The 19110-nt window shown below is 56.6% G+C and carries 24 protein-coding genes; 10 read left to right on the top strand and 14 right to left on the bottom strand.

Translation table 11 applies throughout. The annotated features are described in order from the left end of the window. Positions 1 to 7: 7 nt before the first annotated feature. Positions 8 to 442, bottom strand: a complete 435-nt coding sequence (locus tag NHG65_RS07350; protein WP_099064032.1) for a tautomerase family protein — start codon at positions 440 to 442, stop codon at positions 8 to 10. Positions 443 to 446: 4 nt separating this feature from the next. Next, positions 447 to 764 (bottom strand): carboxymuconolactone decarboxylase family protein, encoded by a 318-nt coding sequence (locus NHG65_RS07345; protein ID WP_499183463.1) that lies wholly within the window; start codon positions 762 to 764, stop codon positions 447 to 449. Positions 765 to 945: 181 nt separating this feature from the next. Between NHG65_RS07345 and NHG65_RS07340 the strand changes: the two genes are divergently transcribed. The 4 genes from NHG65_RS07340 (at position 946) to NHG65_RS07325 (ending at position 4135) form a co-directional block, all read left to right on the top strand. Further along, positions 946 to 1143 (top strand): hypothetical protein, encoded by a 198-nt coding sequence (locus NHG65_RS07340; protein WP_157765454.1) that lies wholly within the window; start codon positions 946 to 948, stop codon positions 1141 to 1143. Positions 1144 to 1146: 3 nt separating this feature from the next. Then, a complete protein-coding gene (gene ompC / locus NHG65_RS07335) occupies positions 1147 to 2244 on the top strand; it encodes a porin OmpC (protein ID WP_099064030.1) in 1098 nt (365 codons plus the stop codon). Between the two features lie 187 nt (positions 2245 to 2431). After that, entirely contained in the window at positions 2432 to 3283 is an 852-nt protein-coding gene (locus NHG65_RS07330; protein ID WP_499183112.1) for a GNAT family N-acetyltransferase, read from the top strand. 21 nt (positions 3284 to 3304) lie between these two features. Next, entirely contained in the window at positions 3305 to 4135 is an 831-nt protein-coding gene (locus NHG65_RS07325; protein ID WP_099064028.1) for a 5'-nucleotidase, lipoprotein e(P4) family, read from the top strand. A 170-nt stretch (positions 4136 to 4305) separates the two neighbouring features. Here the strand turns inward: NHG65_RS07325 and NHG65_RS07320 are convergent, their stop codons facing one another. The 3 genes from NHG65_RS07320 to NHG65_RS07310 all read right to left on the bottom strand — a co-directional run bounded on the left by NHG65_RS07320 (position 4306) and on the right by NHG65_RS07310 (position 6963). After that, positions 4306 to 4824 carry a GNAT family N-acetyltransferase gene (locus NHG65_RS07320; protein WP_499183111.1) on the bottom strand — a complete coding sequence of 173 codons (519 nt, stop codon included), beginning with the start codon at positions 4822 to 4824 and terminating at the stop codon, positions 4306 to 4308. 2 nt (positions 4825 to 4826) lie between these two features. Next, the gene (locus tag NHG65_RS07315) at positions 4827 to 5396 is read right to left on the bottom strand and encodes a helix-turn-helix domain-containing protein (protein WP_099064026.1); all 570 of its coding nucleotides are present in this window, start codon (positions 5394 to 5396) and stop codon (positions 4827 to 4829) included. A 112-nt stretch (positions 5397 to 5508) separates the two neighbouring features. After that, a complete protein-coding gene (locus NHG65_RS07310; protein WP_499183110.1) occupies positions 5509 to 6963 on the bottom strand; it encodes an MFS transporter in 1455 nt (484 codons plus the stop codon). A gap of 104 nt (positions 6964 to 7067) precedes the next feature. Between NHG65_RS07310 and NHG65_RS07305 the strand changes: the two genes are divergently transcribed. The 3 genes from NHG65_RS07305 to NHG65_RS07295 all read left to right on the top strand — a co-directional run bounded on the left by NHG65_RS07305 (position 7068) and on the right by NHG65_RS07295 (position 9201). Next, positions 7068 to 7721 (top strand): helix-turn-helix transcriptional regulator, encoded by a 654-nt coding sequence (locus tag NHG65_RS07305; RefSeq protein WP_112348186.1) that lies wholly within the window; start codon positions 7068 to 7070, stop codon positions 7719 to 7721. Positions 7722 to 7889: 168 nt separating this feature from the next. Beyond that, positions 7890 to 8816, top strand: a complete 927-nt coding sequence (gene yedA, locus NHG65_RS07300; RefSeq protein WP_261427088.1) for a drug/metabolite exporter YedA — start codon at positions 7890 to 7892, stop codon at positions 8814 to 8816. 208 nt (positions 8817 to 9024) lie between these two features. Beyond that, positions 9025 to 9201, top strand: coding sequence for a YohO family small membrane protein (locus NHG65_RS07295; RefSeq protein WP_170924999.1), 177 nt, complete (start codon positions 9025 to 9027; stop codon positions 9199 to 9201). On the opposite strand, the gene NHG65_RS07290 is transcribed toward NHG65_RS07295, so the two are convergent. Continuing rightward, the gene (locus NHG65_RS07290) at positions 9189 to 10100 is read right to left on the bottom strand and encodes a LysR family transcriptional regulator (protein WP_219015704.1); all 912 of its coding nucleotides are present in this window, start codon (positions 10098 to 10100) and stop codon (positions 9189 to 9191) included. The two genes, NHG65_RS07295 and NHG65_RS07290, sit on opposite strands and share 13 nt — an antisense overlap. Positions 10101 to 10235: 135 nt before the next feature. Here NHG65_RS07290 and NHG65_RS07285 point away from each other — a divergent pair, with 135 nt between their 5' ends. The 3 genes from NHG65_RS07285 (at position 10236) to NHG65_RS07275 (ending at position 11833) form a co-directional block, all read left to right on the top strand. Then, complete coding sequence (locus NHG65_RS07285; RefSeq protein WP_499183109.1) at positions 10236 to 10601, top strand: toxin-antitoxin system TumE family protein; 366 nt, start codon at positions 10236 to 10238, stop codon at positions 10599 to 10601. Between the two features lie 23 nt (positions 10602 to 10624). After that, a complete protein-coding gene (locus tag NHG65_RS07280; protein WP_499183108.1) occupies positions 10625 to 10981 on the top strand; it encodes an HVO_A0114 family putative DNA-binding protein in 357 nt (118 codons plus the stop codon). 117 nt (positions 10982 to 11098) lie between these two features. Beyond that, positions 11099 to 11833 carry an SDR family oxidoreductase gene (locus NHG65_RS07275; RefSeq protein ID WP_099064021.1) on the top strand — a complete coding sequence of 245 codons (735 nt, stop codon included), beginning with the start codon at positions 11099 to 11101 and terminating at the stop codon, positions 11831 to 11833. A gap of 2 nt (positions 11834 to 11835) precedes the next feature. Here NHG65_RS07275 and NHG65_RS07270 read toward each other — a convergent pair whose 3' ends face one another. The 8 genes from NHG65_RS07270 to NHG65_RS07235 all read right to left on the bottom strand — a co-directional run bounded on the left by NHG65_RS07270 (position 11836) and on the right by NHG65_RS07235 (position 18994). Beyond that, positions 11836 to 12615: a phosphate/phosphite/phosphonate ABC transporter substrate-binding protein gene (locus NHG65_RS07270; protein WP_499183107.1), complete on the bottom strand. Its 780-nt coding sequence runs from the start codon at positions 12613 to 12615 to the stop codon at positions 11836 to 11838. Between the two features lie 8 nt (positions 12616 to 12623). Continuing rightward, positions 12624 to 13403 carry an ABC transporter permease gene (locus NHG65_RS07265; RefSeq protein ID WP_272931546.1) on the bottom strand — a complete coding sequence of 260 codons (780 nt, stop codon included), beginning with the start codon at positions 13401 to 13403 and terminating at the stop codon, positions 12624 to 12626. Continuing rightward, positions 13400 to 14335, bottom strand: coding sequence for an ABC transporter ATP-binding protein (locus NHG65_RS07260; protein WP_085115828.1), 936 nt, complete (start codon positions 14333 to 14335; stop codon positions 13400 to 13402). The genes NHG65_RS07265 and NHG65_RS07260 overlap by 4 nt, the downstream gene beginning before the upstream one ends. Next, positions 14332 to 15492 (bottom strand): ABC transporter permease, encoded by a 1161-nt coding sequence (locus tag NHG65_RS07255; protein WP_499183106.1) that lies wholly within the window; start codon positions 15490 to 15492, stop codon positions 14332 to 14334. Before NHG65_RS07255 ends, NHG65_RS07260 begins: the two co-directional genes overlap by 4 nt. A gap of 47 nt (positions 15493 to 15539) precedes the next feature. Then, the gene (osmF, locus tag NHG65_RS07250; RefSeq protein WP_085115826.1) at positions 15540 to 16472 is read right to left on the bottom strand and encodes a glycine betaine ABC transporter substrate-binding protein OsmF; all 933 of its coding nucleotides are present in this window, start codon (positions 16470 to 16472) and stop codon (positions 15540 to 15542) included. Between the two features lie 29 nt (positions 16473 to 16501). After that, positions 16502 to 17569, bottom strand: a complete 1068-nt coding sequence (locus tag NHG65_RS07245) for a fatty acid desaturase (RefSeq protein ID WP_207975849.1) — start codon at positions 17567 to 17569, stop codon at positions 16502 to 16504. A gap of 97 nt (positions 17570 to 17666) precedes the next feature. Beyond that, positions 17667 to 18047, bottom strand: a complete 381-nt coding sequence (locus NHG65_RS07240; RefSeq protein ID WP_099064016.1) for a cell envelope integrity TolA C-terminal domain-containing protein — start codon at positions 18045 to 18047, stop codon at positions 17667 to 17669. A gap of 38 nt (positions 18048 to 18085) precedes the next feature. Then, complete coding sequence (locus NHG65_RS07235) at positions 18086 to 18994, bottom strand: LysR family transcriptional regulator (protein ID WP_207975852.1); 909 nt, start codon at positions 18992 to 18994, stop codon at positions 18086 to 18088. Positions 18995 to 19110: the final 116 nt, after the last annotated feature.

The following is a 19110-nucleotide window of genomic DNA, read 5'->3' as shown; positions in this document are numbered from 1 at the left end:
TATATCGTTACGAAATGATGGCGCTATTGTCCCACAGACCGTCGGCCGCGTCAGCCTGGCCTTCGATCATTGAGGCGCGACCCGCACTGAACGACCACTCGTCCAACTGAGTGGTGGTGATCACCACCATCACATCTTGCGGCCGTAACTGCAGATTTTCCGCCAGCAGCTCCGCCAACCGCTGATAAAAACGCTGTTTGGTCAGGGTATCGCGCGGACGGCCAGCGGTAATGTAAAACAGCACAAAATCCGCCGAACGCGGGCCGCCCAGATAGTCACGATCGTAAATCAGCTCTCCCGGGCGATATTGATCGATGGCCTGGAATTTATCGGCCGGCGGTACGCTGAAGGTTTCTACCAGCGCCTGATGCAGGCTGTCTGACAGGGTTTTCAGGTATTGCGCAGATTTCCCCTGATGCAAAGCAATGCGGCTAAATGGCATGAGGCTACTCCTGTTTCAGTTCGCGCAAACGCGTTACGGCAGAGGCTGCCGCAGGCCAGCCGGCATAGAACGCCAGATGAGTGATCACCTCGGCAAGCTGTTCGACGTTCACGCCATTGCGCTGGGCCAGTTGCAGATGAAACGGCAATTGCTCCACGCGGTTAAGCGCCACCAGCGCCGCCACGGTGATCAGGCTGCGCTCACGCGGGGTGAGTATCGGCCGCTGCCAGACGTCGTCGAATAATACGCTGTCACTGAGCTGTGCCAGTTTGGGGGCTATGTCGCCGAACGCCTGCTGGCCGGCCTGTTGGGAAGGTTGCATCATTTTCTCCTGTCGATTTACCGATAGCCCCACGCTACCCGCAAACACCGCAGGCGAAAATCGGGATTTTTAACACTAAAGATTCATAAAAACAGGATGGTTAGCTCCAGAGGACGGCGCGCGAGGCGACGCAATGTATAAATCTCACACATGATTTCTCACAATACCCGGAGGTGTATCGATGACAGCCGACAGTCATCCAGAGAAGAAATTCACTCTTTCCGCAACTTTTTTAATCGTTCGACATGGAAATGAATATTTTGTCATAAATAGATCACATAACTACGGTAAAAAACCTGCGCTGCAAACAAACGGGCGGCACAGTGAAACAGCAGTACAACTGATGATAAGCGTCTTTCAATCGAATAAAGCAGGGTAAATCATGAAACGTAATCTTCTGGCCGTTATTATTCCGGCACTTTTAATTGCGCAGACAGCACAGGCAGCAGAAATCTACAATAAAGACGGCAACAAACTTGATTTTTACGGCCGCGTAAAAGCACTGCACTATTTCTCTGACGATGCCGGTAATGATGGCGACAAAACCTATGTGCGTATCGGTTTTAAAGGCGCTACTCAAATTAACGATATGCTGACTGGTTATGGCCAGTGGGAATATCAGATTTCAGCTAACCATTCTGAATCCGACAGCGCGAAAGATACCAAGACTCGTCTGGGCTTCGCCGGTCTGAAATATAAAGATATCGGTTCCTTCGACTACGGCCGCAACTACGGCATTATTTATGACGTCGGCGCCTGGACGGATATGCTGCCAGAGTTCGGTGATGATGCTTACGTCAAGACCGACAACTTTATGAATGGCCGTACCAACGGCGTGGCGACCTACCGTAACAACGACTTCTTCGGCCTGGTTGAAGGTCTGAAGTTCGCGGTACAGTACCAGGGCAAGAACGAAAACGACGGTCGCGCCAACAGCAAGGCGAACGGCGACGGTTGGGGCCTGTCTTCCAGCTATGAAATCATCGACGGTCTGAGCGTTGGCGCTGCCTACGCCTCTTCCAACCGTACTGCCGGCCAAAAAGCAGGCACCTTCGGTAAGGGCGATAAAGCAGATATCTGGGCTGGCGGCCTGAAATACGACAATAACGACGTTTATCTGGCGGCCACCTACTCGCAAAGCCGTAATATCGCGCCTATTTCCGGTACTGCGACCATCAACAACAATTCTACCTCCGTTAGCGGCTTTGCCAATAAAGCAGAAGGTCTGGAATTGGTTGCACAATATCAGTTCGACTTCGGTCTGCGTCCATCGCTGGGTTATGTTCAGCAGAAAGGCAAGGATATTGAAGGTATCGGCGATGCCGACCTGGTTAAATATATCGATGTCGGCGCTTACTACTATTTCAACAAGAACATGTCGACCTATGTCGATTATAAAATCAACCAACTCGACGGCGATAATAAGCTGGGTCTGAAAGACGACAACGTTATTGCTGTCGCCCTGACCTACCAGTTCTGATGTGATGAATAACCACCACTGCAAACTTTAGCTTCGGCTACTTGATCTCAGAGTGACTTCGCCGGGCGGCTACGCCCGGTTTTTTTATTTTCCTCTCCCCTTGCCCCTCATCACCGCACCAGGAAACTTGCCTTACAAAACAAACGGGTCTACATCTATATGTTGCGCAAATCAACCTGGATGACCTATGCCAAACACTTCCCCCTTCGAATACCACTCCGCCCTGCGCTACAACAGTGACGAGTTGGCACAGATCCTCTGCCATTGTTTTGAAAACTACATCGTGCGTTTCGTTATTGACGGTGACACCTTCGCCCGCCGCTTCGGTGCCGAAGATCTCAGTCTGAATGACAGCATTATCGTCACCCATCAACAGCAACCGGTAGCACTGGCGCTGATTAGCCGCCGCGGCTTACACAGCCGGGTGTCGGCGTTGTCTATCCGACCGGAAATGCGCGGTAAAGGGTTGGGCAAGGCTCTGATGCAACGAATTGTTGCCGACGCGCGTGAACGCGGCGATCGCCAACTGTCGCTGGAGGTGATCGAAGGCAATGACCCGGCGATTGCACTGTACCATCAGGCCGGACTGCGCATCGTGGGAACCCTGACCGGCCATCAGGCCGGCGAGCAGGCCGCAGCCGAGATTGTGCCGCTGCAAGAGATTGATCCGCTGTTTGTTTCCCACCGCCTGACGGCTGAAGGTGCCACTAGCCTGCCCTGGCTGATCGCCGCGGAATCGCTTTTCAAGCTGCCCGGTAAACCCTACGCCTTTACCTTTGGCCAGCATCAGGCCTATGCGGTGGTGCAGGTCGGTGCGGATAAGTGTTTTTTGCGCATGATTTACGTGCCACCGCAGCACCGCAGCCAGGGCCATGCCCGGGCGATGTTGACCGCGCTGCAGGCAAAGTTTTCACCGTTACCGCTGGTGGCCAACGTCTACGTTCCCGAAGTGGCCGCCCCCTTCTTCGACCGGCTCGGCTGGCAACAGGATCCATTACGCCAGTTTGAGATGACGATGGACTTAGAAACACCACAATAACAACCAGAGAGCGATCCCTTTATGACAGGAAAAAACAGGCAGACAGTGGCCCTTGGCGCGGCGTTTGGCATTGCGCTACTGACTCTGACCGGCTGTGCACAGCCGCCAAAAACCGATCTGCAAGCCCAGCAACGTCTGGCGGATCAGTCAGTGCTGGCACTGAACTGGTTCCAGCAGTCCGGCGAATATCAGGCGTTGTCACACCAGGCGTTCAACAGTGCCAAACTGGCCTTTGATCAGGCCAAGGCCACCCCGGGCAAGAAGAAAGCGGTAGTGGTTGATCTGGACGAAACCCTGCTCGACAACAGCCCGTACTCCGGCTGGCAAGCACAGCAGGGCCAACCTTTCGCCGCTGCCACCTGGGCCAAATGGTCACAGGCGGAGCAAGCCGGTGCAGTGCCGGGTGCCGTGCAGTTTGCCCGTTACGTCAATAGCCATCAGGGCACCATGTTCTACGTTTCCAACCGCAAGCTGTCTGAATACGCCGCTACGGTAGCCAATATGCAGAAACTGGGCTTTACCGGCATGTCGGAAAAAACCGTGCTGCTTAGCGGTGACACCTCCAACAAGCAGCCACGCTTCGACGCCATCAAGAACGCGGGTTACGACATTGTGGTCTACGCCGGTGACAACCTGAACGACTTTGGCGCAGCGACCTATCACAAAGATAACGCACAGCGCCGGGCGTTTGTCGCCGACAACCAAAGCAAATTCGGCACCGAATACATCGTGCTGCCGAACCCGCTGTACGGCGACTGGGAAAGTGGTATGGCGAAGGACTATAACAAGCTGACGCCAGAGCAAAAACTGCAGATACGCCAGCAAGCCATCAAGGCCTGGAACGGGCAGTAGTTGGATTAGATGGATGCTGCAGTCAGTGCCCTCACTGAGTCTATTACCCTATGGATTTCGAGTTGCAGCTAGGCGGCAAACTCGTTCATCCCCAGGAGCTTACTCAAGTAAGTGACTGGGGTGAACTAGTGCAGCCAACAACGCTGCAGCTTGAAAGACGACGGGGAAAATTACAGCAACTTATACATATAACTGGTGGCATCCAGCGCGCTGCCGTTGCTGGCGAGGGCGTATTGCGGAATGCTGCCGGCCAGTTGAAAGCCCATTTGGCGATACATGCCTTCCGCCGTATCGCCGGTCAGGGTATCCAGCACCAGTAAATGCCGCTGAAGCTCAGCCGCCTTTTGTTGCACCTGTAGCATCAAGCTACGGGCGATGCCCCGGCGGCGAGCGTCCGGGTGCACCATCAGCTTTACCACCTCCGCCCGGTGGCGGCCGTTGTCCGGCATCGCCAGCAACAATTGTACCGTGCCAACCACCCGCCCGGCATCGTATGCCACCAACAGCAACCGTTCCCCACGCTCAAACGCCGGTAACAGGCCACGCCAGAACGCCTGAGCCTGATCCAGACTGAACGGCATAACAAAACCAATGCTCGCGCCCTGGGCGACGCTGGCTTGCAGCATTTCGGCCAGTTCAGGGACCGCGTTGTGTGCCGCTTCTGCATTCAGTTGCTGTATCTCAATCATGATTAAGGCCTGCTGATAACGAGGGTATAGTGGGCCGGCTCGGGGCCGGGGGCATGAAATTTTGAAGCGCCGAACAGCCGATAACGCAGGCAGTCACCCGGCTCAAGCTGGAAGGTTCGTGCCTCCAGCGTCAGTTCGAGCCGGCCTGCCAGCAGCCACAGATGGTGCTCAAGCGCATGTACCGAAGGCGCGTCATAGGCAATCTCCGCCCCGGCCTCGAGGGTGCATTCAATAAACTCGGCCTTATACAAGGCGGCAGGCGGTGAGACCGAACGACGATGAAAACCGCTGGTGCGATCAACCCACACCGTTTGCTGTTCACGATGCAGCAGCTCCGGCGGCTCGTCCTCGACCTCACTCAGCAGCCGCGACATGGTCAGCCCATAAGCCGAGCACAGCTTGTTTAGCAGTGAGGCGGTCGGGCTGGTTTCAGTGCGTTCGACTCGCGACAACGTCGCCCGGCTGATACCGGTTTGCTGCGCCAACTCTTCCAGCGACCAACCCTGCTGCTGACGTAAATCAGACAACCGTTGCGCCAGCCGGAGATCGGCGCTCTCCAATTCGTTATCCATGTTTTAGTCTCTGATGCAAAAAAAATCCCATATAAGAGAAATAATCTCAAATACGGGATTCGTCAATCAGATTTTTAACCGGTAGTAAAATTCGTTGAGAGGTCTTTCGTTCCTACGACGATAACACCGACGGATCTGGTACCCGCTGCTCGCCTTCAACAACCGGCGGTGCGATCGCCGCACAGCGCCAGGCGCTGAACACCGCCAGCAGCGGTGCCAGTGCGAACAACAGGAACAACCAGCGCGCCGCGGAGGCCGCCCCCGCCGATCCACCCGGTACGTTCAGCCCCGCCAGATTAGCAATCATCCCGGCCAGGGCAGCACCAAAGGCGGTCGCAAACAGTTGTACCGTGGTGATCGACGCCCCGGCAATATCCTTATCCACCTCAGGCGAGACTTGCAGGATCCGCGTCAACAGGTGCGGCCAACCGAAGCCAATACCAAACCCCACCAGCGTCAGGGCAATCACAATCGGCGTCAGCCCCGCCCAGTGCCCGCCGGATGGTATTGGCATCAGTACGCCCAGTGCTAACAGCCCCACCAACACAAACAGCGGTCCACTGATGATCGCCCGGCGGATGCCTGCGCTGCGCCAACCGGAACTGAGGATCTCCGATAACGTCCACCCCGCCGCCATGGTGGCCGCAATATAGCCGGAAATCAGCGGTGACTGGCCGTGCAGTGTTTGCAGGAAATAAGGCACAAAAATTTCGCTGGTCATACCCACCACCAGCAAAGAGACGGTGATATACAGCGAGGCCAGAGGTGACCCACGGCGTAAGGCCCCCTTCGGCAGCAGGCGGGCACGGGAGTGCGCTTCACGCTGTATCAGCCAGGCCATCATCAGCACCGCCAACGCAATCCCCCCTAAATTAATCCACGCGCTGTCCGCCAGGCTGCCGGCAGAAACCACCAGAACCGCCGTTGCCAGCAACAACAGCTGGGCCACCGGCAGCGGTGCCGCCTGTTGCTGCGGCTTGCCTTTCGGCAGGATCAGGAAGGTAAACCCGGCGTACAACACCATCACCGGCAGCAGGATGCCAAAGGCCCAGCGCCAGGCGTTCAATTCGGCAAAGATGCCGCCCACCGCCGGCCCCACCAGGGTCGCGATGCCCCACATCGCCGAAATCAGTGCCATCGCCCGCGGCCATAGCTTTTGCTCAAACACCAGATTGATCATCGCGTATGAAAGCGCGAAAATCAGCCCGCCGCCGAAGCCCTGCACGGTTCGGCCGATTAACATTACTGGCATCGACGGTGCCAACGCACACAGCATCGCCCCGGCGATAAAGAACAGTGATGCCACCACGTAGGCACTGCGAGCCCCATAGCTACTGAGCAAGCGTGCCGATAATGCCGACCCCAGAATCGACGCCACCACAAACAGCGTGGTGTTCCAGGCATACAGATCCAGACCGCCTATATCCTGCACCACCGAGGGCAAAATGGTGGTAGCGACCAGAATATTGATTGCATGCAGCGCTACACCGAGTGAGAGCGCGATCGCACTGGCACCATTTTTGCCGGAAAAAAGATCGGCCCAGCGGCTATCATCGTTGGTTATCACGGTTGTCGTCCTGTTTTCAGAGGAATGGCATTGAGTTAATAGTGATACTGCGTTAAATTTAACAAGAATTATCTTGGAATAAGAGTAGGGTGAGGCGGAGAAATATGTCAAGAATAAACTTGGAAAATAGCGGTGGTCCCGCACAATCGGTCAGTGACCGTTTGCTGACACTATTAAAAACCCGCGGCCCACAGCAAGCGTCTGATGCAGGCAAAGTCCTTGGCACCACCGGCGAGGCCGCGCGCCAGCAGTTCGTCAAGCTGGCAAAAGATGGGTTGGTTGAAGCCGTAGCAGAGACCCGTGGCGTCGGTCGCCCGGTACAACTGTGGCACCTGACTGCCGCAGGCAATGCCCGTTTTCCGGATACTCATTCCGAACTGACGGTACAGCTGCTGCGCACCGTGCGCGACAAGCTGGGTGAACAGGCGATCGAATTGTTGATCGACACCCGCGAGCAGGAAACGCGCATTAACTACAAACAGGCGATGGTCGGCGCCACCGATTTACAGGAGCGCGTCGAGCGCCTGACGGCGATCCGTTGTCGCGAAGGCTACATGGCCGAATCACGCGTACAGGAAGATGGCTCTTTTCTGCTGGTAGAGAACCACTGCCCTATTTGCGCCGCCGCCACCGTTTGTCAGGGATTCTGTCGGGCAGAACTGAGCATATTCACCGAGGTGTTGCAGGCGCAGGTTGAACGCTCCGAACATATCCTGGCGGGGGCACGCCGTTGCGCCTACCGTATTTCATTGCTGTAACCGACCCCCGCCGCAAGGCATCCTGCAGGCTGGCGTCATCCGGTGGATCATCACCGGCTCGCCAGCCCGTTGCCTGCTTAAAAAAGTACTGAAAAGCGTTGCTTATCCTCTGTCCGATCGGGTTTACTGAGCCCTCTAATAATAACCTTCCCTGCAGAATTAAAATCCATGCTGAGCCAAAGTAGCCGTAACGTCCTGCCGTTAATCGGGGCGCTGTTCACGTTATATATTGTCTGGGGTTCGACCTACTTCGTTATTCGTCTGGGCGTCGAGAGCTGGCCGCCGCTGATGATGGCCGGTATCCGCTTCCTGGTCGCCGGCATTGTGCTGTTCAGCTTTTTGGCGCTGCGCGGCCATGCATTGCCCACGGCAAAGCAGTGGCTGGCTGCCGGAACCATCGGTATTCTGCTGCTGGCAGTAGGTAATGGCCTGGTGACCGTGGCAGAGCATCAGAACGTGCCTTCCGGCATTGCCGCCGTAATGGTGGCGACGGTGCCGCTATTCACCCTGTGCTTCAGCCTGCTGTGGGGCATGCGCAATACCAAGCTGGAATGGGCGGGTATCGGGCTGGGCCTGGTGGGGATCGTGCTGTTGAATACCGGTAATAATCTGGTTGGCAACCCCACAGGCGCGCTGCTGATCCTGCTGGCTTCTGCCAGTTGGGCCTTTGGTTCCGTGCTGGGCTCGCGTATTTCGCTGCCGGCCGGACCGATGGCTGGGGCAGCGGAAATGCTGGTCGCCGGTGTGGTTCTACTGGTCGTTAGCCAGCTTAGCGGCGAGCGTCTGACGCAGATGCCCACCGCCAAAGGCTTCTTCGCGCTCGGTTATCTGATTGTGTTCGGTTCGATGCTGGCGATCAGCGCCTATATGTTTTTACTGAAAAACGTGCGCCCGGCGGTGGCAACCAGCTATGCCTACGTCAATCCGGTGGTGGCGGTGCTGCTCGGTATCGGCTTTGCCGGCGAGTCGTTGGCACCGCGCGAATGGGCAGCGCTGGTGATTATCGTCGCGGCGGTAGTGCTGGTCACGCTGGGCAAGTTCCTGTTTGCGCGCCCGACCAGCCGTGTAAAAAACGTGGAGCAGCAACCGAAATAGCAGGTGTTTATACCCTATGGCTTTCGAGTTGCAGCTAGGCGCCCAGCTCACTCATCCCCAGGCGCTTACTTAAGTAAGTAACTGGGGTGAGTGAGTGCAGGTAACAACGCTGCAGCTTGAAAGACGACGGGTATAAAAACGATTCTTGTTTCGTCCGTTGAAGAGACTATAATTCCCGCTGTTCCGGGCAACCTGCGAAATCATCCCAATGCTGAAAAAATCGTTCATTATCGTTATCTTTCTGTGTGCCTTTGGTTCACTCGGCGGCGTATTCCTGGCCGGGCTGAATATGTACACCCGCTCCACCACGCCAAGCGAAGAAACCACCACCTCCAGCGAAGCCGCTGCCAGCGCTACACCGGCGGAAGGCATTCAGAGCAAGTGATGCGCCATCCAGTCCTGACAGCGCTGCTGTAAAAAGCGCTGCAACAGCCTGACGCGCTCCGACACCTGCGAACGGTGCGGACAAACCAGGCTGATGGGCACCGTGTCGCTATGCCACTCCGGCAACAATGCCAGCAGCCGTCCGGCCTGGATATCCGCCACCACATCAATGGCTGATTTACGGACAATCCCGTGCCCCGCCAACGCCCAGCGTCGTGCTACCTCGCCGTCATCGGTAAAATAACGGCCGGTCAGCGGCACCTCCGTCAATTCATCGCCTCGCCAAAAACGCCATTCCGCCTGCCTGCGCCCACTGGGTTGGTAAATCAGAATGCTGTGCTGAGCCAGATCGGCCGGTGTTTGCGGCACGCCATGCTGTTGCAGATAAGCCGGACTGGCGCAGATCAAACGGCGGTGCTGCGACAGGATCGGCAGCGCCACCAACGAAGAGTCCGCCAGTTGCCCGAAGCGCAAAGCAATGTCCACCGGTTCGCGAAACAAATCGGCATGACGGTCGTTAATCAGTAATTGCAGTTGGATATGCGGGTGTTGCCGTTTGAATTCATCGAGCCAGCCCAACAACAGATTGCGGCCAAAATCCGAAGGGGCGGAAATCTGCAATACGCCGGACAGCCCCTGATGTTTCTCACGTATCGCCTGCTCACCCTCCGCCAGCGCCCCCAATGCCAGCCGGGCACTGTCGAGATAGCGCTGCCCTTCTTCCGTCAGGCGCAGGCTGCGGGTGGAACGCACCAACAACCGAACCCCCAACCGTTGTTCCAGCCTTTTGATCGCAATACTGGCCGCCGCCGGCGTGATATCCAACGCGCGCGCCGCCGCTGAAAAACTGCCGCCTTCCACCGTACGGACAAACACTTCAAGGTCGATAAAGGATGTCATGGGTCTTCCTGCGTCTAAATAAATTCTGAAATATAACCCTATCTTACCGTGCCAATAACGTACCGCCATGAAATAACATTGACCACAAAGCAACCATTAGTTATGGTCAGATCATAACCTTATGGAGCATTAAGCATGGATGAAAACAAGGGACTGGACTACATCCTTAGCCTTCATGGCACCCGGGTCAGCCGTGAAGATGGATACTGGTGGAAAATAGAGGCATGGAAGGTGACCAAAACAGCATTCATTCCCCATGGCATACGCTACAACATGACGTTACATGATAAATACAACACCCGGGTGTTTGGCATCGACAATGCCCATGCTATTAAAGCGCCTCGAAAAGGGAAATTTTCGGGCCGGATACTTTACGACCACCAACACCAGACTCCTACGGATAAAGGCTCTCCCTATGAGTTTCATTCCGCATTTCAGTTGGTGGAAGATTTCTTCACTAAAATCGATGAAGTCATAAGCAAGAGAGAGAACCGAGGTTGAAGATGAAAGCACTGATTGGCGTAATGCCTGAAGAGTTGATCCGCAAACGGATACTGGCGATTGCAAAGGGTGAGTATGAACCGCAAGAAAGTGAACCGCAGGTCTGGTTCACCTCAATGATTGCCTTGGCCCAGGTACTCAGCAATGAAAATATTGCCTTGCTACGGCTGATTGATACTGAAAAACCAGAAACCCTAAGCCGGTTGGCTGAGCTCTCCGGCCGGCAAATAAGCAACCTTTCTACCACGCTGAAAACACTGAGCGGCCACGGTCTGGTTACGCTCGAAAAATACGGCCGAACAGTCAAACCCAATGCCCTGTTTACCGACTTCGAGATCATCGTTGATCAAAAATTGAATGCCCGTTTTAGTGCGGCCTGAACAGGTGTTTATTATTAAAAATATTTAACAAGTGTTTGCCATTTAGACCAATTGTTCGCGGATTTTCAATAAGGAATGATAGATAACACCGAAACTCACAGTAATTGAGGCGTTATCATGATTAGTCCTTCTTCTTCCCTGAACCGGCAAAAGCTGGTGATCCTTGGCGGTAACAGCGGCATTGGTGCGGCAGTGGCTTATGCCGCGATAGAACGCGGGGCCAATGTGGTGTTGGCTTCACGCCGCGTCGGCAGCATGCAGCAATACCAACCTGCCGACGGCGGCGGCAACCTGCGGGTGATGCAGGCAGACGTGACCGATGAAAACTCACTGCGCGCGCTGTTTGCCGAAATCGGCGAGTTCGATCATCTGGTGTTCACCGCCGGCCCGGCAGTGCAGGCCAGGCTGTTGGCAGAAACCGATTTTGACGAGGCGCAGGCCAACTTCGACGTCAAACTGTGGGGCGCACTGCGTGCCATTAAGGCTGCATTGCCCAGCCTGTCGCCACGGGGCTCCATCACCCTGACCTCCGGTCAGCTATCGCGGAAATACCTCAGCGGCCAGTTGATTAAAACTGGCATCAATGCGGCATTGGAGGCGATTGGCAAGCAGTTGGCGAAAGAGTTGGCACCGCGACGGGTCAACGTGGTGAGCCCCGGTGTCACGGCCACTGAAGCCTACGACGCCCTGAGCGCCGAGCAGCGTCAGGCGATGTTTGCCAAAACCGGCGCTGGGTTGCCGGTTGGGCGTGTCGGTCTGGCGGCGGAGGTGGCAGCGGGCTATCTGCTGGCGATGGAAAACGGCTTTATCACCGGCAGCGTGATCGATATTGACGGCGGCGGGCTGCTGTAAAATTACAGCGCCGTCACGCCAAACGCGGCGGCCTGTTGTTCCAGCCCGGCGATTTTTTGGTATGCCGAACGTGGCACCAGACTGAAATCACCGATCAACAGGCTGTCACTTACCGCTTCGCCCAGCATCGCCCTGGCCCCGGCGCGCAAGATCTCCAGCTGTTCCGGCGGGGTTTGTGCCGAAGTGATCAGTGGCAGCCCCGGAACGGTGGCGGTTCGCCCAATAATTTTTAGTCCCGCCAATGCCTGCGGCTGCGCCCGCTTCAACAGTTCAAGGCTGACGCAGTCGACGGCGGCGATATCCGCCTGCCGATTCTGGATCAGTTTTATCGACTGATAATGTGCCCCAGAGGCAATAGCGGAACTGAAGAACTTTCCGTCATGAGCCAGGGGGGCTATCAACGACCGCAGGCTGTTATGGCCTGACTGCGAGTCGGTACTGTTATAGGCCGCAACCCGGCCGCGAAAATCTTCCAGCCGTTCACCGGTTTCATCATCGCGTACCATCAGCCAACTGCTGTATTCCGGCCCTTCACAACCCTCAACGCGGTAGTGATAGGTACCAATCAACTGAACCTGCGGCAGGCTGACGGCCAACGGATAGCCACAGGTTTGACTGAGCAATAAGTCATCCCGCTGCCAATGCTGCGCCAGATCCTGCGGCCAACTAAGCAATTCGGGCGCTTGCGGCAACCCCAGTTGCAGCAATTTGCCACGCAGCACCTGCCAGAAGGCTGCGGCCGGTTGATGAGTCACGCCGTACATCGGCAAAGATACCTGCATTTTTTCCCTTACCCCGCAGAAGAAGAAGTCACCAGCGTCTGCTGACGCCAGGCAGTGAGACGACGCACCCAGCGCTCAAACAGCATATCGGTGATGATCGCCAACAGGGCAACCACCACCGCGCCCTGGATCACATAGGCGGTATTAAAGCCGCTCAGGCCAATAATGATTGGCGAGCCCAGCGTTTTGGTGCCGACGGTAGAGGCGATTGCCGCCGTACCGATATTAATGATCACCGAGGTACGGATTCCGGCCACGATCACCGGGGCTGCCAGCGGCAATTCAACACGCCACAGGATCTGCCGGGGGCTCATCCCTACCCCCTGCGCAACTTCACGGGTCGCCGCAGGCACTGACTCAATACCCGCTAAGGTGCCCTGCAAGATCGGCAGTAAACCGTACAGCACCAGCGCGATGATCGCCGGCTGCTCGCTAAAGCCCATCACCGGCACCGCCACTGCCAGTACCGCCACCGGTGGAAAAGTCTGGCCGACCGCCACCAGGGTTTCCACCAGCGAGCGGAACTCTTTACCCGCGCGGCGCGTCACGCCAACCCCGGCTGCCACCCCAATCACCACGGCGATCAGGCTGGAGACGGCCACCAGCAGCAGATGCGCCCATACCAGTGAGATAAAACTGTCCTGCTGATACACCGGCCGGTCCAGATCGGGGAACCAGGCGGCAAACAGGCCGTGTAAATGATTCATGCCAAACACCAGTGCCAGCAACAGGGCAAAGGTCCAGGGCAGTGGATCGCGCAGCCAGCGCAGGGCCTGAGACCCACTCATGACAACGCCTTTTGGACAATCAGATCGCTGAAATGCAGCACGCCAAGCGCTTCCCCCTGCTCGCCTATCACCGGCAAACATTCGCTACCGCGTGCCACAAACACCGACAGCGCTTCGCGCAGGCTCATGGCGGCGGCAATAGGCTCCCCTGCCACATGGCCAGGACGCACCCGTTGTGCCACCGTTTCCAGCGACAGCAGCTTGATACCGCGATCGCTACGGCCAAAGAAATCACGCACAAAATCGTTAGCCGGTGCGGTCAATAACTCCAGCGGCGTGCCTTGCTGCACAATGCGGCCCTGATCAAGCAACACGATACGGTCCGCCAGCGCCAGAGCCTCATCGATATCGTGCGTCACCAGCACAATGGTGCGTCCGGAGAGATGATGGATGCGCGCAATCTCCGTTTGCAGCGCCGCGCGGGTCACCGGATCCAGTGCGCCAAAAGGCTCGTCCATCAGCAGCACTTCAGGGTCAGCGGCCAACGCACGCGCCACCCCAACCCGCTGCTGCTGCCCGCCAGAAAGCTGGTGTGGATAGCGGTGGCGGAACAGATCCGGCTCCAGGTGCAACAGCTCCAGCAATTCGGTCACCCGATCGCGAATGCGCGCGCGCGGCCACTTCAGCAGTTGCGGCACGGTGGCGATATTTTCTTCCACCGTCCAGTGTGGGAACAGGCCGATCGACTGAATGGCGTAGCCCATACGACGGCGCAGATCCTGCGGTTTGAATTTCTGGATCTCTTCGTCGGCAAAGTAAATCTTGCCCTGATCGTGTTCGATCAGTCGGTTGATCATTTTTAACGTCGTGGACTTCCCGGAGCCCGAGGTGCCGATCAGTACGGCAAATTCACCCTTGGCAATCCGCAGCGTCAGATCGTCCACCGCTGGCTTGCCCTGAAAAATCTTGCTGACCTGATTAAACTGAATCATCGGCGTGATACATCCAACATTGAAACCATAAATTTAAACAGCGAATCGACGATTACCGCCATCACGATCACCGGGATCACTCCCAGCAGTACCAGATCCAGCGCGCTGCTGAGCAGGCCCTGGAAGACGATGGCACCAAAACCTCCGGCACCAATCAGCGCCGCCACCACCGCCATGCCAACGGTTTGTACCGCCAAAATGCGCACGCCGGTCAGGAACAACGGCAATGCCAGCGGCAACTGTACGCGAAAGAATATCTGCCCACGCGTCAGCCCCATGCCGCTGGCAGATTCGATCACGCTGGCCGGCACGCTCTGCAACCCGGCCACCACGCTGCGCACCAGCGGCAGCAGCGCATACAGCACCAGCGCCACAATTGCCGGTGCCATGCCAATACCGCTGACGCCGTGTTCCGCCAGCCAGGGCAGCGCCGCCGCCAGACCGGCCAATGGCGCGATCAGCAAGCCGAACAGCGCAATCGACGGCACGGTCTGGATAATGTTCAAGGTAGAAAATATCGGCGTTTGCCAGCGCGTAGAGCGAAAACACAGCACCCCGAGCGGAATGCCAATCAGCAGCGCCGGCACCAGCGTTGCCAGCAGGATGGTCAGGTGCTGCAACAGCGCGGCGTCGAAGACGTCCTGCCGGTTGTAGTACTCTTTCAGCAGCGAAAGCTGATCCAACTGGTGGCTAAATAGCAGCGCCAACGCAGGCAGTATCACCAGCAGGTTGCCGAGCATGCGCCACAAATGTGAGGCGGTAATGCGGGCCATGGCGTCGGCGGCCATCAGCAAGCTCAGCGCCAGGATCAACCAGCAACCGCTGCCCCAGGAAGTCCGCGCCAGTTTAGAGCCTTCCAGCGCCAGCTGTTGAGCCGCGTGCCCACTCAACCAGAAGGTCAAAGCCAGTAGCGCCGAAGCCGCCAGTGCAGTAAACACCGCATTGCGTCTGCCGGGTGCCAGCAGGCTGAGCCCCGCCAAAATCACCATGGGTACCAGCAACCACAGCGCCGGGCCGTGCAGCAGGGAAATCAGGGAAATGCTCTTGCCAGACAGCAGGCGATTGGGGGCATAGCTGAGAAACGGCAGGCCAAAAGCGGCCAGCAGCAACAGAATGAGTAGCGTCAGTAGTACGCGGTTTTTTACGGCAATAATCAAAGAAACTCTCCAGCTCCATGTTGGCCCCCAAGCGGGGGCCAATGGTGTTACCCCTTAACCAACCCTTTCTCTTTCAGGTAGGTAGCCGCCACCTGTTTGGCGTCCTGACCTTCTACCGCAATCTGCGCATTGAGTTTTTGCAGCGTTGGGCCGTCAAGTGTTGCAAACACCGGCTTCAACAGTTCGGCGATGTTGGCATGCTGTTTCAGCGTTGCCTCGCGGATAATCGGTGCCGGTGCGTAAATCGGTTGCACCCCTTTTGGATCTTCCAGCGTTATCAACCCCAGCGCCGCTACCGGGCCGTCGGTACCGTAGGCCATCGCCGCGTTAACACCGGAGGTTTGTTCCGCCGCCGCCTTGATGGTCACCGCCGTGTCACCGCCGGCCAACGACAACAACTGGTCCTGATTCAGCTTAAAGCCGTAAGCGTTCTGGAACGCAGGCAGGGCATCCGGACGTTCGATAAACTCCGCCGAGGCCGCCAGCTTGAACTTACCACCGCCGTTGATCCACTTGCCCAGATCGGCCAGCGTTTTCAGGTGATTGGCGTCTGCCACATCCTGACGGATGGCGATGGTCCAGGTGTTGTTGGCCGGAGCCGCATCCAGCCAGACAATTTTGTTCTTGTCGTAATCCAGCTTCTTCACCTTTTCAAAACCGGCCTGGGCGTTTTTCCACGCCGGGTCTTTTTCATCAGAGAAGAAAAATGCGCCGTTGCCGGTGTATTCCGGGTAGACGTCAATTTCGCCGGAGGTGATCGCCCCGCGCAGTACCTTGGTGGTACCGAGCTGTAATTTATTGGTGGTTTTGATGCCGTTGGACTCCAGCACCTGCACGATAATGTTGCCGAGCAACGAGCCTTCGGTATCGATTTTAGAACCAACGCGCACCGTGTCGGCGGCCTGCGCCACGCCGACGCTCGCGGCAAGCAAACTCAGCGCCAGAGCCAGAGCGCGACCACGTGATGGGGTGATTGCCATACTTTTTCCTCTTGTTGTGTATTTTCCGGCTATTTGGCCAGATCGATTGGAAAATCCTGTGAAGCGCGCTTCCATCGCACAATAAATGTCTCCGCCGGCCAGACTTCATTTTCGCCCTCAATTTCCCTTGGCGACTCGCCGGCATTAAACGGATGAACCTCAACGGCGACCGGGGTAAATGCGTATTCACTCACCCACTGGCCATAGCCTTGCACCACAAATCCCTGGCTGCGCTGTTGATATTCATCACGCTCGGCCAGATACACCTGCCGTAAACCGTACCACGGTAAGCCGGGGAGATCATGGTGAACTAAATGATAGTTCAGATTAAGAAACAGCAGCCGCCACGGCCAGGCCGCCTCATTAATAATAGAACGTGCCTGCGGAGCTTCAACGGCGCGGTGCTCAAAAAACGATCTTACCTTGGTCAGCGCCAACGCCGGATAACCGATCGCCAGCAGGTAAAACACCGTGCCAATGCCGTGCAGTTGCAACCAGTTCATTACTCCCACCAGCAACAGTAAATGCACCAGCCACATCGCCAGAGTGCGCAAGTCACCGGCGGCGATCGCTTTCAGCGCATTCACCCCGGTAGCGATAATATCCAGCGCCGGGCCCAACAACATGCGACCACTCAGCGTATTGCGCACCTTTGCCAACAGCGGGTACAACCGCGGAAAACGCTGCCATTGCGCCTGGCTGAAGTAATAGCTTTCGGGATCTTCATGCGGATCGGTCAGATGTTCATTACGGTGGTGCTGAAGATGCGAATCGCGATACAGGCCGTAGGGATACCACACCGCCAACGGCAGCAGACCGAATAACTGATTCAGCCGTGGCCAGCGGGTCGGATGGCCGTGGATCAGCTCGTGCTGCAGCGACATATACCAGGTGGCCAGCAGGATCAGCAACGGCGTACCAAGCCACGGCCCCAGTGCCTGCCAGTACTGCACCACGCCAAACCAGCCGCCGTAAACCGCCGCCATAATGCCCCAGGTCGGCAGTTCCAGCCGCCAGGACCAACGCTGGTTAAGCTGCCGGATCCATTGACGTTGGGCAGGATGCAAATAGTGGCTGTGGCTTTTGGCTGAGGACATGCGCAGGCTCGCTGTAAGAGATTTTGCTCAGTATCAGCGAGCGGCAGGGGCGCTCAAAATAACGAAAGCGGCAAAGCAAAGTTAAAAATCAGCTATTTCAGGGGACAAAATCCAGCACTACGCTGTGGAATAACGCGTACTCGGTCTCATTGGCCATTTTCGGCAGTTTGGCGCGTTGTACTGCCTGGCTTGCCGCCGCACAAAGCTCGGCATCGCCCTCCAGCACTTTAAAATCTTTCAGCGAGCCGTCGGGTAACAGATGAATGCTGATCGCACAGCTTTTGGATTTATATTTACCGGGCAACTGCATTTCCTGCGTGATGGCCTGGCGCATTCTTTCCGGGTAATTGCTACGCTGCGGTTTCGTCGGCTGGGCTGAAGCCACCCGGTTCTCCAACCTGCCGTCCGCAGTAGGGTTCCCGCTGCCGGCGCTACAGCCGGCCAGTAACATCGCCAATAACCACATCCCTGTTTTCATCTCTCTGCATCCTTGTATTATCACCCGAAGGTGTCAAATCAGTGCTCCGGGTAGACGCCCCCGGCATCGGCTAACTGTTGTAATCGCTCACGCCACCATTTTGCTGCCAGACCGGTGGCATTTTCTCGCCAGCCAAAATAAGCGACGTCGCTGCAGCGTTCGGATTCAACGCTTTTCGCTACCAGCTGGCCGCTTTTCAGGTAGGGTTCGGCCAAATATCGCGGCAGATAGCCACAGCCCAAACCGCTGAGTTGCGCCTGTAACTTGGCGTCGAAACCAAATACCGTCAAGGTGTCTTGTTCCTCGAGGATGTTCAGATTCTGCGGCGCATTCACCCGTGAGGTATCACGTACCACTACCGCACGGTGCTGGCGAATTTCGTCCTTTGGTATGGGTTCCGCCAGCGTGGCCAGCGGGTGCTGCGGAGCCACGGCAAACACGTAGTCCAGCCGCCCCAACTGACTAAAAGCATAGCCTACCCGCGACGGGGGTTCACAGATCGCACCAATAATAATATCCGCACAGCCATAGACCAGTGACTCCCAGGATCCGGCCAGCACCTCATGACCAAAACGCAGGCGGGTATGGTGATGCTGTTGATAGAACTCTTCAATCAGCGGCAGCAAGCGCTCAAACGGAAATGAAGCATCGATGCCGAGCGTAATTTCACTTTCCCAACCGTTTTCCACATAGCGCGCCTGCTGCTCCAGATCCTGCGCCGCACGTAATATCGACCGACCTTTTTCCAACATCAGCTTGCCGGTATCGGTGAATTTCGCCCGATGGCCGGAACGATCAAGCAGCGTGATGTCGAGATCGTTCTCCAGTTTCTGCACCATATAGCTCAACGCCGACGGCGTTTTGAACAGCACCGCCGCCGCCGCGGCAAAGGAACCATGCCGGTCGAGCGCATCCAAAATCAGTAACGCTTCCAGGTTTAATCTCACCGCTCCCCCTCCGTGTATAAAAAAACTCAACAAGACGGCAAAAATTCTGCGCTATCTTTGAAATCTGCCCCTGCCTACCATGCGTTTTATCGAGATGACATTCATCATCTGTTAAA

This window comes from Serratia myotis (genome assembly GCF_027474885.1).
In the GTDB taxonomy this organism is placed as follows: domain Bacteria; phylum Pseudomonadota; class Gammaproteobacteria; order Enterobacterales; family Enterobacteriaceae; genus Serratia; species Serratia proteamaculans.
This window is presented reverse-complemented; position numbering and strand designations above follow the sequence as displayed.